Below are 15,851 nucleotides of genomic sequence, written 5' to 3'. Positions count from 1 at the left end.
AAAAAATGAAGAAGAAAGTTTATAGTATTACAAGTTCAACAAAAGTTGCTGCTTATAATTTGCAAGAAGTGTTAATTGTATTGGTCATTATTGGTATTCTTTTACTACTAGCATTACCTAATTTAATGCCTCTGATTGCTAAAACTAAAAGTGTAGAGGCACAAACGCAACTGAAATTCATTTATAACTCACAGTCTACATATAGGTATATGTATTCAAAATATGCAAATGACTTAAATGAAGTTGATTTTGAAGCCCCAACAACAGTTAATGAAAATGGAACTAGTAATTATAATTATGAACTGTTAAATGCAGACAATAATAGTTTTAAAGCTAGAGCAACTGCTGTAACAGATTTTGATGGTGATGGTATTTTTAATGTTTGGGAAATAGATGAAACAGGAACACCTAAACAAATTATAAAAGATTAAATGATAATTATAAAAATCCTATTAACAATTGCCCTGCTTATTGTTTTTTTTCAAGATAGAAAGGAACGATTAGTATATTGGTTTATGTTTCCTTTAATTGGAATTTTAAGTGGTTTATTATTTTATAATAATACGCTTCCAGAACTATTTGTAAATTCTGTAATTCTAAATGTTACTTTCATCTTTTTTTTAATTTTTATCATTGCTATATATGCTAATTTTAAACTTAACCTCTCTCTTTTAAAGACCATTGGTCTTGGAGACATACTTTTATTTACAGCTTTAACTGTATCATTTTCAACAATCTCTTTCATAGTAATTTTTATAAGTGCTTTAATTTTTTCTTTGCTATTACATCTTTTTAGAGGAGGTAAAACAAAATTAAAAACTACAGTTCCTCTTGCAGGTTATATGAGCTTTTTCTTTTTGATGAGTTATTTGTGCCATTGGGTTAATATTACAAATCTCGTCTATAATATTTAAGTTCTTATGAAGAATAATTATACTATATCAACCTCTTTATTACAGCTTATTAGTAGTGAGCAGGCTTATCATTATAAAATTGTACCTGTTGAAGCTCATAATGGAACCCTGATATTTAAATCGGATGCACCTTCAGAAAACTTAAAAAGAGAACTTCGCGTGGTTTTTGGAAAAGATATAGAATTACTTTCGGAAACTTCTGAAAATATAAACCTGTATTTGTCCAATAACTTCAGAAAAAGAGATTTTACTTATTCTGAAGATTTACATTACACAAACGATTTTTTGGAAAAGCTATTATTATCTGCAAAAGATATTGGTAGCAGCGATATTCATTTTGAACCTTACGAGCATAAATGTCGGGTTCGCTTTCGTTTAGACGGAAAACTCAAAGAACATTTCATTATTTCCCTATCAGAATACCCAGTAATTGTTAACAAGCTTAAAATTAAAGCGGGTTTAGATATTTCTGAAAAACGACTACCTCAAGACGGACGAATAACCGTTAAAACTCAAAATGATGAATTCGATATTCGTGTATCCAGTTTGCCAACTTTACATGGAGAAAAAATAGTACTTCGTATTTTAAGTAAGGATGCAAACCATATAGATATAAAAGATTTAGGGTTTACCGATAAAGAACTTAAAACTTACAAAGAGGCCGTTAAGAGTCCAAATGGCATTGTACTAATTTCTGGACCAACAGGATCTGGAAAAACCACTACGTTGTATGCTACTCTTAAGCTATTAAATGATGACAAAACCAATATAGTTACTATTGAAGACCCTATAGAATACACATTGGAAGGTATTAACCAAGTCCAACTTAAAGAAAATATAGGTTTAGATTTTGCCAATGCTTTACGTACTTTTTTACGTCAAGATCCAGACATCATTATGGTTGGTGAAATACGGGATGTAAAAACAGCAAATATGGCAATTCGTGCAGCTTTAACTGGTCATTTAGTGCTTTCTACCATTCATACAAACTCTGCGTGGGCTACTATTTCCAGGTTGATAGATATGGGAATTCCAGCATTTTTAATAGCAAGTACATTAAATGTGAGTATTGCACAACGCTTGGTTAGAAAGTTATGTAACGCTTGTAATCAAGAAACTCCTGTTAATAAGGATATATTTCCAGAAAACTTTAGTATTCCAAGAGATTTAGATACTCATTACGTAGCAACTGGTTGTCCTAAATGTTACCACACGGGTTATATAGGCAGAAAAGCTATCTATGAAATTATACCCATTACAAAACTACTAGTTCCAAACATAAAAAACAACCAGCTAGAAATTGATGATTATTTGCAAGAAAACAATATTTCTAGTTTAAAACTTAACGCTATTAACTTGGTAAAACAAGGTGTAACTTCGGTTGAAGAAGTTTATGCTTTGTTAATTGATTAGGTCTGGAAAAGCCTTTAAAAAATGTATATGAAAAAATTAATCTGGATTTTATTATTGAGTTTTTATTTCGGGTTATCCCAAAATGATCATCAGAGATTCTCTGATATTAAAAATCAACTTGAATTACTCTCAACTGAAAACTCAGGACTCGCAGAACAAGCTAAAACAGAAATAAGTGTTAGTAATATCTCATTAGCTAATTTTATTTTGGCTATTTCCAATGCGCATGCGGTTAATATTAATATTTCACCAGAACTTAATCAAATAACAATTGCTAATAATAATTTTTCAAACGTAACTGTATCAGATCTTTTGGTGTTTTTATGTAAAGAGTATAACCTAACCATAGACTTCACAGGTAGTATTCTATCAATTAAAAAATATACGGCGCCAACTGAAATTCCAGAGGAACGTATAATTCCAATTCAGTACAACCCAGATAACAATACCATTACTATTAATGCTCAAAACGATAAATTATTTGATGTTTTTAAACGTATTATGGATGAAAGTGCTAAGAATTTGGTATTCACTCCTGGTTTAGAAAACAAAATCCTTACGTCTTATATAAAAGACATGCCTTTTGATACGGCAATGCAAAATTTGGCATTTTCCAATAATTTATATACTGAAAAAACAAATGAAAATTTTTATCTATTTGAGGATAATAGTATTACTACAAACACAAATCCAAGAAATTATGGAGGAAGACAAGGAGACACTTCTATTTTTAAAGTTCTAGATTTAGAAAAACAATTACTAGAAGTAGATTTTAACCATACGCCTATAAAAACTATAATCAATGATATAGGAAACGCGTTTAATATTGATATTTTTACAGCAACTCCATTGGACAAAGGTGGAACGGTAACCTTTAGAGCAAAATCCATTTCGTTTGATGATCTTCTAAATAAAATATTTGAATCATTCAATAGTGCCTCAAATATTAATCCGCAAGCAAATACCACCCCACCTTCAAATACAAATAACCGTCAAAACAATAATCCCATAATTGCAGATTCCAACATCGTTTTAACCTTTAAAAAAGAAGGAAACATTTATTATTTTGGAACCGAGAATCAACTTAGTGTTAGAAAAGTAGAGGTTATTCATTTAATGCATCGCTCAGTAGAACTACTTTCAGATCCTTTGGGTGGAAGTTCAAGAAGTAGAACTGTTGGAAGAAGTAACTATAACAATGCTAATTATAATAATTACTCTAGTTATAATCAAAATTATAATAGCAACTCTGGTTATAATAATAATTCATCTATCAATAATTCTGGCTTGAACAGAAATAGAACATCATCAAACATATCTAATTATAATAACACCTCATCTGGTGGTGCTTCTCAGACGATAGAAGAAATCATTCCTGTTGAAATTGCTGAAGGTTTAGATATAAAAATAGATCATGAACTTAATAGCTTGTACGTGACAGGTACAAGTACAAAAATAGAACGGCTTAAAAATTTTATTCAATACATTGATAAAACAGTACCAGTTGTTTTAATTGAAGTGATGTTTGTTGAAGTTAATAAAAGTAACATTATAGAATCTGGAGTTACTTGGGGCATTGGTGATGAACCAGCAGAAACAAAGGGGGCTATTTTTCCAAAAACAGATTTCACTCTTGGGGCAAGAACTATAAACAAAGTTATTAATGGATTTGATGGGTTTGATCGTATTAATTTGGGTAAGGTTGTGCCAAACTTTTTTGCAACAGTTAAGGCTATGGAAAGTAATGGTAATCTTAAAATAAAATCTACTCCAAAATTATCGACTTTAAATGGACATCGGGCTACTTTTTCTAATGGAGAAACCTCATATTACACGGTTACTCAACGTAATATTTATGGAACTGATAATCCGCAAACCTCTGAAATTACTAATTACGAACCTATAGATGCAGAATTAGGACTTACCATTAAGCCATTAGTTTCAGGAGATGGACAAGTGACGTTAGATATTTTTGTTATTCAATCGAGTTTTGGAACTCGTATTGATGAAAATGCACCTCCAGATATCAGTTCTCGTGAGTTTAGCTCAATTATTAGAGTGCAAGACCAGGATATTGTGGTTCTTGGTGGTTTGGAAGAACAAGTAAAAAACGATTCGGGTTCTGGCGTGCCTTTTTTAGCAAGAGTTCCTGTAATAAAATGGTTATTTAGTTCGCGTAAAAGAGAAGCTTCAAAAGCTAAACTTACTGTTTTTATAAAACCAACTATTATCTATTAATGTTAGATCGTTTTATATCATATCTTCAATTTGGAAATACCTTTTCTGGTATTGAATATACTTTAAAGCATAATGAAGCAATAATTTATGTTACTATTCTAAAAAAAATAAAACAAGAGGTTGATATCCATACTACTTTTTCTTCAAAATCTGTTGAAGATGTTTCTAAACAACTTCCTAAACAGCAACATGTTTTTCTTATAATAAACAATGACCATATTTTAACCAAAAAATTAAAACATGAAGCTCATAATGATGATTTAAAACTTGTTAATAAGGCTTTTCCAAATATAAATTTAGCTGAATTTTATTTTGAAATTATAGACCAAAATGATTACTATTTCATTTCTATTTGTAGAAAAAAATATGTTGATGAGCTAATAAAAAAATATACAGATTTGGGTATTTATGTTGTGAATTTTTCGCTAGGGAATTCCATAATATCAAATACTATATCTTTTGTGGATATTGATGCCATTTCAACTTCAAATGCTGTCATATCATTTAAGAATAAAACTATTGAAACCATTGATTTGAATGAAAATATTAAAGAAGAAAACTATAACATAAATGGATTAGAAACTTCAAATTATTACATTTTATCTTTATCTGGAGCGCTTGCTTATGTTCTAAATAATTATAAACCAACTACAAACTTTAAGAATAAACTAACGGAACTTCTTAATACTTTTAAACAAGTTCGGTTCTTCAATCAATTCTTTAAAACTTCACTTGTTTTTATACTTGTTGTTTTATTAATTAATTTTGCGTTTTTTAATTACTATTTCAATAAAGTCAATAGCTTAAATTCAACTTCACAACTAAATCAAACTACTAAAAGTCAAATTATTAAATTAAATGAAGATGTTAGTAAATCAAAGAAAATGACTGATGATTTGCTTAAAAGCAGTGCTTCTAAAAGCTCTTTTTATGTTAACTCGTTAGTAAAAAGCATACCAAACTCCATTTTACTTACTGAAATTAATTATCAACCTTTAATGAAAAGCTTAAAACAAGATAAGGGTATTGAATTAAACCAAAATACCATTATTTTATCAGGAACCTCTAACGATAGCGAAGCCTATTCAAAATGGGTTTCAACTTTAGAAACTATGACGTGGATAGACAAAGTTGAAGTTAATAATTATAAAGATACTAAAACGTCTATCTCTTCTTTTAGCATTAAAATCATAATAACAACATGACAAATAAGACCAAAAATATACTACTGGTTGCTGGATTTATTATCATTTTGATTTTATCTTATCAGTTGGCTATTATTAATACTCTAAATTTAAAAAAAGAGTATAATGAATTAAAAAAAGAAGAAGTACTTTTTAAAAATACACCACAGCAATTATCGCTTTTAAAACAGAAGCAAAAGTATTACGATTCCCTTTTAACTAAATATCAAATTCAAGGTGGCTCAATTCAAAATAATTTATTAAAAACTATAAATTCCTTTTCCAATAACAAGTTAAAAGTTGTTAGTTTTTTAGAGCCCCATAAATCAAAAAATAATGATTTAACCATTAAAACGTATCAATTTACAATTGAAGGAGATTATAACTCTATTCTTGAACTTATTCATCATCTAGAACAAAAAACCAAGTTTGGAGAAATCTTAAATCTTCATTTTGAAAAGAAACAAAACTTTAAAACTGGAAAGCATTATTTACAAGCAAGTATGTTGTTGAAGAGTTATAGTTAAATCTCATAAGTATAATATTAACAACTAAATGAAGTATTAATTCTATTACTAAAATATTTTTTGTTAATTTACAATAGAACATTTTGATTTAAAAAAAGTGGTTACCCTATGTGTTACCCTATTGGAAACTAAAATACGGAAACCTTTGATATCACTGATAAAGTTTAAAGATTTACGGAGCCTCTTTCTCCGCGATAAAAGCCGATAAACATTATGTTTATCGGCTTTTTACATTTTATAACAAAAGGTTAAAAAAGCTAAGAATTAGAATTAAACCACATATTTTATCAAGCATTTCTACTATCAACAAAAGTATCTTTTTAGCACAGTTTTATATTAATTACAAACTCACCTAAACCACTTTTTTTTAGGAATAATCTTTTCTTTTTCTAAGGTCTTGATTAGTTTTTTAACATATAAATCTATAGCTTTTTTATTATTATTCGGGTCTACTAAATCGAAAGATCCACGCCAAACTAAAGATTTATCAGTTTCATTTTTTAAATTATAGACAGATGTTTCTATATTAAAAACCTTATATCGTGAATAATAATCCTGATTAAAATAAGCATCTTGATAGGCTAAATAGTAAAAGATAAAACGTCGTAAATGGTAATCGGTTTTAGATGAATCGCTACCATAGGACTCATTATCATCAACTCCTTTTACCATAGAGACCAAAATGGTATCGTAATCTTTTGATAGTAATTTATCAACTTGTAACTCAATTTCTTGTTCAGTTTGTTGAGAATCTTGAAATGAGGTTTCAAAAACTACAGCACTTTGTAAAGCTGTAATATTTCTATCGTTTAATTCATTTATTAATTGAAATTCAAAAGCACTTCTCGCATCGTAATTTGGAGTAACTCCTACAACCAATATTTTTTTGGGTTTAAACAATAACCCAAATTCCGGATTTTTCCAACTTGATATTAATTTAATTGAAGAACAGCTTGTTATAAGGAAAACAAAAACCAATGCTACTCCCCTTGTTATCTTTAAATTAATATTACTTAATGGCTTCTTCATCCATTTTTTCTTCCATTACAGTTGAATTTATGAGTTGTTCCTCTTCTAAAACAATTACAATAAGTCTTACATAATCATTGACGGTTTCATTTATAGATTCAGGATCGGTAATATCGATATATCCTTTCCAAATTAATTCTCTGTCTTTTGTTGGACACAAACAATACATAGCTGTCTCACTATGATACACTGTGTATTCTTCATAATAATCTGGATTGTAAAAAGCGTCTTGATATTTTAAATAATCTTCCCTAAATTTTCTATGCGTATTTTCGTACCCATCATAGTTTTTTTTGTAGGTAATTTTATCTTCTAACCCTACAACTCTTGTAAATAAAACGGTATCAAAGCCATCATTAATTAGGTCATTTTCCAGCACTTTAAGCTCCTGCTCTGTTTTCTTTTCGGTGGTGAATGATGAATCAAAAAGCTCTAAACTCATTACTGCTTCTATACCTCTAGATTCATATTCTTCTTGTAATTGCTTTTCAAATTTTTCTCTAGCTTCAAGATTAGATGTCATGCCAACTAATAAAACTTTACTTGGACTATAAACATCTATATCTGGGTTTTTCCAATAATCAACTAACTCAGTTGTAGAACAGCTAAATGCTAATAAAAAAAGTCCTAATCGTTTTAATAGTTTCATCTTTCTAAATTTTAAAAATTTATTATTATATCAAGCAGTAGAGAAATAATTAGAAAAATTAAATATATCATCCTCTATTTTTTTATTGAAGTAAACGTTTTTGTTTGCCTTCCTTAATTACACCTTTTACAAGTGTAAATAGTTCTGTTTTTAATGTTCTGTATTTTTCTAAAAACTCACTTATTATAATTATGAGTTTTCCATGTTCTTTTCTGTAAGCGTCTTCTTCTGCTAATTGGTTTATACCATCTACCATAATTTTTAAATCTACTTCATGGGTTTTAACAATCTCAATTAACTTTTCTGTTTCCTTTTGTATTTTACTTAATCTATCTACAATTTTTTTGCTTTCAGAAAAATGTTTGGAATCTATAAGCTGAAGTGTGTATGATTTTACTAAATCATCAAAAAACAACTCCTCATCTTTGGCAAATTCTAATTCAGACAACCACTTACGTGATGCATTATGCATAATCTCAGGACTTAACCATGCATCATATTTTACTTTAACCTTTTTAGTTTTCATGATACTAGTAGTTTAAAAGTTTAAAAAAGCAGAAAGTAATAGTATGGTGATATATTACTTTCTGCATAAAAAAATTAATTAACCTCAATAACTTTTTTAGGAGGTTGTTGAACTATAGCCTCTTCTTTTTTTAATAATTTTACTTTTAAGATGCCATTTTTGTAAGATGCTTTAATATCTTGATCTAAATCCACTGAAGGTGGTAACATCATAGATCTTTTAAAAGATTTATAGCTAAATTCTTTACGAGAATAGTCATCTTCTTTTTCTTCTTCTTCTACCTCTTTTTCGCCACTAAGATGAAGCACATTTTCTTCAATTGTAACTTCAAAGTCTTTTTTATTAAACCCTGGAGCTGCAAACTCAATTTCAAAATCTTCTTCATGTTCTTTTACATTCATTGCTGGTAAAAGACTATCATCCTCAAAGAAATCATCTTTAAAAATATCATCAAATCTTGTTAGATTCGTAAAGTCATCAAAATTAGAAGGGAATAATCTACTACGCCATGGTGATAACAAACTGTTGCTCCATGGAGTTAATAATCTGTTATCAAATGGAGATAACCGATTTCTTTTTCTGCGTTTCATTAATGTAGTCATAATATTATGGGTTTAAGTTAAACTTATTGCATCACTAATATATTTACAGAAGTAGCATTTTACAATGATATATATCAGTTGAAAAGTATTTACGCAAATACAATTAACCCCTTTTTTAACCCATAATTACGCTTTGTAAATATTGAAAAAACTTGAATTTAAACTCTGATAGCGTATTATAAAAATTGAAAGTTTCTAACTCTATATCATCTTGTTCTGATACAAAAAAATTATCGCACGCTAGATCTTCACACTCTATTTTATTTCTAATTTTATTTGAATGTGAATATAGATCGTTCAACAAACTTGTACGTTTTTCTTTTATGGTTTTAATTTCTTTTTTAAAACCAGTAAGCTTTTCATACAAGTTCATTTCATGAGGCTTAAAAATAGGTTTCTCAATTAAAAATTTATAAAATTCTAATTCGACCATTAGATTTTCGACTTTAGAAATATCAATCGATATATTGTATTGTAACTCTTCAATAGACTTAGTACTATTGAAACTTTTATAGGTTTTAAGTGCTTCCATAGATATAGTATTAAGGTTATAATAGTAGTTTTTCAACATCTGTTAACTTAGGTATAGCAACATTCCAATTAAAAGTATCTTTTATTTTAACCCGAAACGCATCTAAAGCTGTTGGCTCACCATGAATTAAAAACACTTTTTCTGGAATATTTTTAATATTGCTCATCCAGTTTAATAAATCATTTTGGTCTGCATGTGCAGATAAACTTTCTAAACTAGTAATTTTAGCTTTTACAGGATAATATTTACCAAAAAACCGTATTTCATGAGCGCCTTCTTGTAATAGTCTGCCTCTTGTTCCTTCTGCCTGAAAACCAACCAACAATACAGTTGTAGTGGGCTCGTCTATAAGCTGCTGTAAATATGTTAGCACACGACCACCTGTTACCATACCACTACCGGCAATAACTATTTTAGAGCGCTTATCATCAATAGTTTCCCAAGTTTCTTTATAAGATTCTATAATATTTATGTGATCACACATGGCGTTATAATCTGAATCTGATAATTTGTGCCATTTTGGAAAACGTTTAAACACCTCTAAAACATTGTTTCCCATAGGACTATCTATAAAAATAGGGATGTTTGGTATTTTGTTTTTTTTATAAAGCTTCCAAAGCAAATACATAAGGGTTTGTAAACGCTCTACCGCAAAACTAGGAATGATTAAGTTTCCCTTGTTATGTATGGTTTCTTTAATAAGTTGAGATAAAATATCTTCTACATCTTCATTGGGATGCAACTTATTTCCATAGGTGCTTTCAATAAATAAATAATCTGCCCATTCTGGTTTTTTAGGATCGTCTAATAAATAATCATTTTGTCTACCAATATCTCCAGAAAACACAAACCTTTTTCCGTTTATATCTAGCTCAATAAAAGTAGCTCCAATTATATGTCCGTTGTACTGAAATCTATATGATATATGCTCTGATAATGGAATCCATTTATCAGGCATTTCAACTTGAAATTGTTTTACAGTTTCTTCTGCTTCAAATTTTGTATAAAATGGTAAAGCAGGGTCATGTTGTGAGTATTTTTCTTTATTTGCTTTTTCAGCATCTTCTTCATGAATTTTTGCACTATCGATTAAAATAATTTCTGCAATAGCCAATGTTGGTGCTGTACCTATAATTTTACCTGTAAAACCTTGTTTTATTAATCGTGGTAAATATCCAACGTGATCTAAATGTCCGTGTGTAAGCAATACCACATCTATAGCTTCAACTTTAACTGGTAAATCGCTCCAATTAAGCTCTCTTAATTCTTTTAAACCCTGAAACATACCACAATCTATGAGTATGTTTTGTTCTGAGGTTTCTATTAAAAATTTAGAACCTGTAACTACACCCGAAGCACCCAAAAAATTTAGTCTTACAAAATTCTCCATAGCATTTATTTATTGCATAACATTTTTATTTCATTCAAGATTTTTTCTTTTCTTACTTCTGAAACCCCTAAATGATCTAAATAAAAAACATCTCCAATTAATTCTCTACAAAGCACAACATCTCTGCTTAATAAAAATTGTTTTTCTCTGTTTGTGAGCAAAGTAGAAACTGTTATTGGATATAATCCTAAGCGGTCTATTCTATCTTTTAAACCATCATTTTTGGGGTAATCCCAACTTAACAAGTATAAATTAACACAGTTCCCGTATTGCATGGCATCTTGTGTGAAACGCGTGTTTGTTACCACCCAGCCTTTTGTAAGTTTAGTTCCATTTTTAGGATTAGCATTCCAGAATGCTTTTACATCATTATACCTTGAATTTATATAAAGCGGAATCTTTACATTACAATTAAGACCTTCTTCGCTATGAAATTTACACTCTATTACGCTGGTTTCTTTATTTTTATGTGCAATAACATCTATTTCATGTGTCACGCATTTACCAAGTAACGTTTTATTGACTTCGGTTTTATAGCCTGAATATTTCAAAATAGCACTTACAAAACGCTCAAAAGGAAAGCCTGTTGGTCCCAACTCATAAATAGCCTTTTTGAGTTTATATTTTGATGCTAAGTAGCTTTTCTTTTTTTTAAGTAAAGCAAACGCCCTATTATAAATTTCTTTGGTTGAAATACCTTGATAGAGTTCGTCTCTTACTTTATCTATAATTTGATTAACTGTTTGTTCGTCTGCACCAATACGGTTTAAAGATGCCTTTAATTTATTTAATGAAAATTTGGCTTTTTCGCCAGAAGATTTAATAATATCAATAGCATCGGTTTCCATAAATTAGAATTATATGATTAAACCAAATTGAAACAATATTTAAAGAACAGTTACAATCGTTTTTCTTTAAAAAAGGCCTTTACCCATGCCTTTACTTGTCGTTTGGTCATACTATCGGCTTTTACAACATCTTTAATTTTAACTTCTAAATTTTTATGATACTTGGTAATTTCTTTATGTAATTTTTCAGCTGTTTCTGCAGGTCCAAAAATCACTATGGAATTTGCGTCTTTAATTTCAGAAATTACATCATTAAAATATTTTTTAAGTTGATGTTTTTCGCGTTCTAAATACTTACTGTCTTGAACAACATCTTGTGGTCCGCCTTTTAAACGCGAACCCGAACCGCCATGGACATGAAAATCTTCCACAGTAGATAGTATCGAATTTAAACTAACCTCTCCATTGTAAATTGTTACAACAATAGCTTTTCTCTTATCTAACCAAACACCTGCTTTCATTTGTATTAAATTATCAATTTTTAACATAGTTTTTAATTTCTTAAATCGTGCATTACTAATAGTGGCACTTTAGAGTTGCGTCCTATATTTTTTACTAAAGGATGTGTTAATATGCTTCCAAAAAAAGCATGTTTTTTATTTATAAATGCTACCATATCGCTGTCTCTACTTTCAACAAAACAATTAATAGCAGTTGGAATATCCATATGACTTAAAGTGTGAAACGAATAATCTATACCTTCAAAATACTCTTCTAAAAGCTTTTTATTATTTAACTGTTTATCACTTAACTTATCTTCAACAGACACATGTAACACCTTAATTGAAGCATCACATTTTTTAGCTAAGTCTATTAAATAATTAAGCTCCCTTCTTTTTAAATTTGTTTTATAACCAGTTGGGAAAACTATTTCTTTAGGTAAATGGTGCTTAGCTAGTTCTGGAACTACTATTACCGGACAGTTTCGTACTTTTTCCATAACATCTATAGCAACACCACCAAAAGCTTTTGATCTAGAAGCTGTTTCACCTTTAGTACCCATAATAATCATTTCAATATCTTTTTCTTCAACTATATTTTTAATGGCTTCTACCACATTATTAAATGTTGAAATAGTTTCAAAATGATGTTTAGGGTTGTCGTTATCTTTAAAGGCGAGCATGTCTAATATTTTTGCTAATCCGTTTTCAGAATCTAATTTTGCAGTTTCATATAGTTCGCTTCCTGGTTCCATATTTATCAAACTGTCTATAATATTGCTAGTAGCAGAAAACACATTTAAAACATAGAAATCGCATTGATCCTTCTTATACAATTCTAATGCATAACTTATCGCATGCCACGCATTTTTAGAAAAATCTGTAGGCAATAATATTTTCCGTCTCATGAGATTATTTATTTAGGTTATTAGATAAATTTAGACTTAAAAACCTTTGACAGCAATGATAAATATCAGCTCATTCTGGTATAACTAAAAAGGGAACATTGGGGTGAAATCCTATTTTTTTTATTACCGGTTCATTAATTATTTTTTCAATAAAACTGTGCTTATAATTTACCATAGCAAGTAGGTCTATTTCTAGCTCTTCAATAAAATCATTTATTTCGGTAGTTTTATTAGCATAGTCTGGCATCCAATGAAGAGTATATTCATAATCACTTAAATAACTCTTTAGAGCTTCTAAATTATATTCTTGAATATCATTAAGTTCTTCTTCTGTGTTAATATGCATAATTCTAATTTTAGAATCATATAAATCTGTCAATTCTTTTAACGGCTTTAACTCTTTATTGCTATAAAAACGATTGTAATCTGTTGGAAATGCTATTTGCGTTGGAGTCACAAAATCATATTCTTCTGGGATTATTAAAACTGGACAGAGTTTTAAACTTTTTATAATACGTATGGTATTACTACCAAAGAAAAACTCTTTTGCTCCTGTTGCCCCTTTGGTTCCCATAATAACCATATCTATCTCCCATTCATTAACTGCTTTTTTAACGGCAGTTTTTAATTCTTCTGAACTTAAAATGATTTGAAAATCATGATTTGAATTAGCATCAGATGTTTCTGCAAGCTCTTTTAATTCTAGCAATTCTCTCATGGCATCCTCTTCCATAGCTTTTAATAGCTTGTTTGAAAGATTAGACAATGTTGAAACTTTAATAGTTGTAGAGTTTATAAAATAAAACGTGCAAAACTCATCCTTAAAGAGTTTTAACGCATAAACTACTGCACTCCATGAGTTATCTGAAAAATCGGTGGGTAATAAAATTTTTCTTCGCATGATTTATGTTTTATAAGGTTTTGCTGGAATAACTAAAAATGGAACATTTAAATGAAATCCTATTTGATTTATAGTAGATTTAAAAAACAGGTTTTCAAAAAACGAATGTTTATTATTAATCATAACCAATAAATTAATTCGTGCTTTTAACTGAAAGTTTGTAATACCTTCTTCTACAGTTTGGTTGCTTACATCGTGAAATAAATGTGCTACTTTTTTAAAGTATTCCTCTAGTATGTTCTTATTTTCTTCTTGTTGTTCAGATAAATCATAGCCATAAGAAACATGCAATATGTTAACTCTGGTATTGTAAAGTGAAATAATATCAATAATAGGATCTATATGGTGAGATTTATAACTTACCTCGTAATCTGTTGGGAATAAAACTTCGTGTGGTTTTTCAAAATCAAATCCATCTGGCACAGCTATTATTGGGCACTTAACATTTTTAAATACATGTACTGTATTAGATCCAAATAAGATTTCTTTAGCACCTGTAGCTCCTTTAGTTCCCATAACCACATAGTCAATTGATTTATCTTCAACTATATCTTTAATTTCTGAAATTAAAGTGTTAAAAACTGCCATGGTTTCTATAGTGTGTTTTGGATTGTCAAACTCCTTTTTTATACGTGTTTTAAAATTGTCTAATTCCTTTATAGAGTTTTCCCTAACAGCATCTACCATACCAAATTGTGCTGGTTCTACCAATACATATTCTACATGATAAATTGCAGGTGTGTAAGTGTTTAACAAATAAAATTTACAGGTTTCATTCTTAAAAAGCTGTAAAGCGTATGCAATAGCATTCCAGGAATTTTCAGAAAAATCGGTAGGAAGAAGAATATTTTTCATGACTATATAGTTTAGATTTTACTAATTACGTTTCATATTTTGTAATGCCAAAAAGGGAATATCAAGATGTAAGCTCAATTCATCAATAGTTGATTGAAATAAAATATTTTCTAAAAATGAATGTCTCGTATTTACCATAACTAACATATCAACATGGTTTTTTTTGATATATTCATATATAGAATTGATAATCTGCTTATTACTTACTTGGTTACTTTTTTCTATTTTAAAATTAATTGTGTTTTTGCTTAATTCTTCTTTTATAAAATTCTGGTTATCCTTTTGTCTCATTGACAATTTTTCGCTTTTAGATATGTACAGTATATCTATTGCAGCTCTATATGGCGATGCCATTTCGCAAAGCAATTTTAACTCGCGTCTTTTATAGGGTATTAAATAATTAGTAGGGAAAAGAATGTGTTTAGGTTGGGTATATTTATAGTCTGCTGGAATTGCTAAAACTGGGCATTGCACATATCTTAAAACTTGTAGTGTATAACTACCAAAAGTTACTTTTTTATCATCGGTTTCTCCTTTGGTTCCCATAACAATAACATCAATATTCTGCTCGTCAACAATTTTATCTGCCTCATCTACGAGTAAATTATTTGCAGAAATGATATTAAAAGTATGTCTAGGGTTTGGAGAAATGGCTTTTATAGCTTCTACAGTTTTTTCTAATTCTTTTTGAGATTCTTCACTTACAGAAGCTGTAACAGTCTTTAAATTATCTTGACTTAATTTAGATTCATCTGCATATATATCATCTTGATACGCATGCATTATATAAAATTCGCTACGTTCATACTTAAACAACTCAACGGCATATTTAAGTGCATTCATTGCATTTTTAGAGAAATCGGTAGGAATTAAAATTTTTCTCATAGCCTTAGGT

General features: G+C 29.2%; 18 protein-coding genes. 5 read left to right on the top strand and 13 right to left on the bottom strand.

Features of this window, described 5'->3' with window-relative positions:
• Positions 1 to 5 precede the first annotated feature (5 nt).
• The gene (locus tag MBM09_RS08295; protein WP_238673237.1) at positions 6 to 431 is read left to right on the top strand and encodes a prepilin-type N-terminal cleavage/methylation domain-containing protein; all 426 of its coding nucleotides are present in this window, start codon (positions 6 to 8) and stop codon (positions 429 to 431) included.
• A 122-nt stretch (positions 432 to 553) separates the two neighbouring features.
• On the opposite strand, the gene MBM09_RS08290 is transcribed toward MBM09_RS08295, so the two are convergent.
• Complete coding sequence (locus MBM09_RS08290) at positions 554 to 745, bottom strand: hypothetical protein (RefSeq protein ID WP_238673236.1); 192 nt, start codon at positions 743 to 745, stop codon at positions 554 to 556.
• A gap of 175 nt (positions 746 to 920) precedes the next feature.
• On the opposite strand from MBM09_RS08290, the gene MBM09_RS08285 reads away from it, so the two are divergent.
• The 4 genes from MBM09_RS08285 to MBM09_RS08270 are packed head-to-tail and all read left to right on the top strand — an operon-like array spanning position 921 to position 6,276.
• Positions 921 to 2,327, top strand: a complete 1,407-nt coding sequence (locus MBM09_RS08285) for a GspE/PulE family protein (protein ID WP_238673235.1) — start codon at positions 921 to 923, stop codon at positions 2,325 to 2,327.
• Positions 2,328 to 2,354: 27 nt separating this feature from the next.
• Complete coding sequence (locus MBM09_RS08280) at positions 2,355 to 4,565, top strand: type II secretion system protein GspD (RefSeq protein ID WP_238673234.1); 2,211 nt, start codon at positions 2,355 to 2,357, stop codon at positions 4,563 to 4,565.
• The gene (locus MBM09_RS08275) at positions 4,565 to 5,770 is read left to right on the top strand and encodes a PilN domain-containing protein (protein ID WP_238673233.1); all 1,206 of its coding nucleotides are present in this window, start codon (positions 4,565 to 4,567) and stop codon (positions 5,768 to 5,770) included. Before MBM09_RS08280 ends, MBM09_RS08275 begins: the two co-directional genes overlap by 1 nt.
• Entirely contained in the window at positions 5,767 to 6,276 is a 510-nt protein-coding gene (locus tag MBM09_RS08270) for a hypothetical protein (RefSeq protein WP_238673232.1), read from the top strand. The genes MBM09_RS08275 and MBM09_RS08270 overlap by 4 nt, the downstream gene beginning before the upstream one ends.
• 348 nt (positions 6,277 to 6,624) lie before the next feature.
• On the opposite strand, the gene MBM09_RS08265 is transcribed toward MBM09_RS08270, so the two are convergent.
• The 12 genes from MBM09_RS08265 to MBM09_RS08210 all read right to left on the bottom strand — a co-directional run bounded on the left by MBM09_RS08265 (position 6,625) and on the right by MBM09_RS08210 (position 15,841).
• A complete protein-coding gene (locus MBM09_RS08265; RefSeq protein ID WP_238673231.1) occupies positions 6,625 to 7,305 on the bottom strand; it encodes a hypothetical protein in 681 nt (226 codons plus the stop codon).
• Positions 7,286 to 7,954 carry a hypothetical protein gene (locus MBM09_RS08260; RefSeq protein ID WP_238673230.1) on the bottom strand — a complete coding sequence of 223 codons (669 nt, stop codon included), beginning with the start codon at positions 7,952 to 7,954 and terminating at the stop codon, positions 7,286 to 7,288. Before MBM09_RS08260 ends, MBM09_RS08265 begins: the two co-directional genes overlap by 20 nt.
• 82 nt (positions 7,955 to 8,036) lie before the next feature.
• On the bottom strand, positions 8,037 to 8,480 hold the full coding sequence (locus MBM09_RS08255) for a hypothetical protein (RefSeq protein WP_238673229.1): 444 nt from the start codon (positions 8,478 to 8,480) through the stop codon (positions 8,037 to 8,039).
• A gap of 74 nt (positions 8,481 to 8,554) precedes the next feature.
• The gene (locus MBM09_RS08250; RefSeq protein ID WP_238673228.1) at positions 8,555 to 9,082 is read right to left on the bottom strand and encodes an Hsp20/alpha crystallin family protein; all 528 of its coding nucleotides are present in this window, start codon (positions 9,080 to 9,082) and stop codon (positions 8,555 to 8,557) included.
• A gap of 115 nt (positions 9,083 to 9,197) precedes the next feature.
• On the bottom strand, positions 9,198 to 9,614 hold the full coding sequence (locus MBM09_RS08245) for a hypothetical protein (protein WP_238673227.1): 417 nt from the start codon (positions 9,612 to 9,614) through the stop codon (positions 9,198 to 9,200).
• 16 nt (positions 9,615 to 9,630) lie between these two features.
• The gene (locus tag MBM09_RS08240; protein ID WP_238673226.1) at positions 9,631 to 11,004 is read right to left on the bottom strand and encodes an MBL fold metallo-hydrolase RNA specificity domain-containing protein; all 1,374 of its coding nucleotides are present in this window, start codon (positions 11,002 to 11,004) and stop codon (positions 9,631 to 9,633) included.
• Positions 11,005 to 11,009: 5 nt separating this feature from the next.
• Positions 11,010 to 11,852 carry a restriction endonuclease gene (locus MBM09_RS08235; RefSeq protein WP_238673225.1) on the bottom strand — a complete coding sequence of 281 codons (843 nt, stop codon included), beginning with the start codon at positions 11,850 to 11,852 and terminating at the stop codon, positions 11,010 to 11,012.
• A gap of 50 nt (positions 11,853 to 11,902) precedes the next feature.
• A complete protein-coding gene (locus MBM09_RS08230; RefSeq protein WP_238673224.1) occupies positions 11,903 to 12,340 on the bottom strand; it encodes a hypothetical protein in 438 nt (145 codons plus the stop codon).
• Between the two features lie 5 nt (positions 12,341 to 12,345).
• Positions 12,346 to 13,200, bottom strand: a complete 855-nt coding sequence (locus MBM09_RS08225; RefSeq protein ID WP_238673223.1) for a universal stress protein — start codon at positions 13,198 to 13,200, stop codon at positions 12,346 to 12,348.
• Between the two features lie 70 nt (positions 13,201 to 13,270).
• On the bottom strand, positions 13,271 to 14,101 hold the full coding sequence (locus MBM09_RS08220; protein WP_238673222.1) for a universal stress protein: 831 nt from the start codon (positions 14,099 to 14,101) through the stop codon (positions 13,271 to 13,273).
• 3 nt (positions 14,102 to 14,104) lie between these two features.
• Positions 14,105 to 14,956 carry a universal stress protein gene (locus tag MBM09_RS08215; RefSeq protein WP_238673221.1) on the bottom strand — a complete coding sequence of 284 codons (852 nt, stop codon included), beginning with the start codon at positions 14,954 to 14,956 and terminating at the stop codon, positions 14,105 to 14,107.
• A gap of 21 nt (positions 14,957 to 14,977) precedes the next feature.
• Positions 14,978 to 15,841, bottom strand: a complete 864-nt coding sequence (locus MBM09_RS08210) for a universal stress protein (protein ID WP_238673220.1) — start codon at positions 15,839 to 15,841, stop codon at positions 14,978 to 14,980.
• Between the last annotated feature and the right edge of the window lie 10 nt (positions 15,842 to 15,851).

Source organism: Flaviramulus sp. BrNp1-15 (assembly GCF_022259695.1).
In the GTDB taxonomy this organism is placed as follows: Bacteria; Bacteroidota; Bacteroidia; order Flavobacteriales; family Flavobacteriaceae; genus BrNp1-15.
Note: the sequence above shows the minus strand (reverse complement) of the source record. Positions and strands in the feature narration are given on the sequence as shown.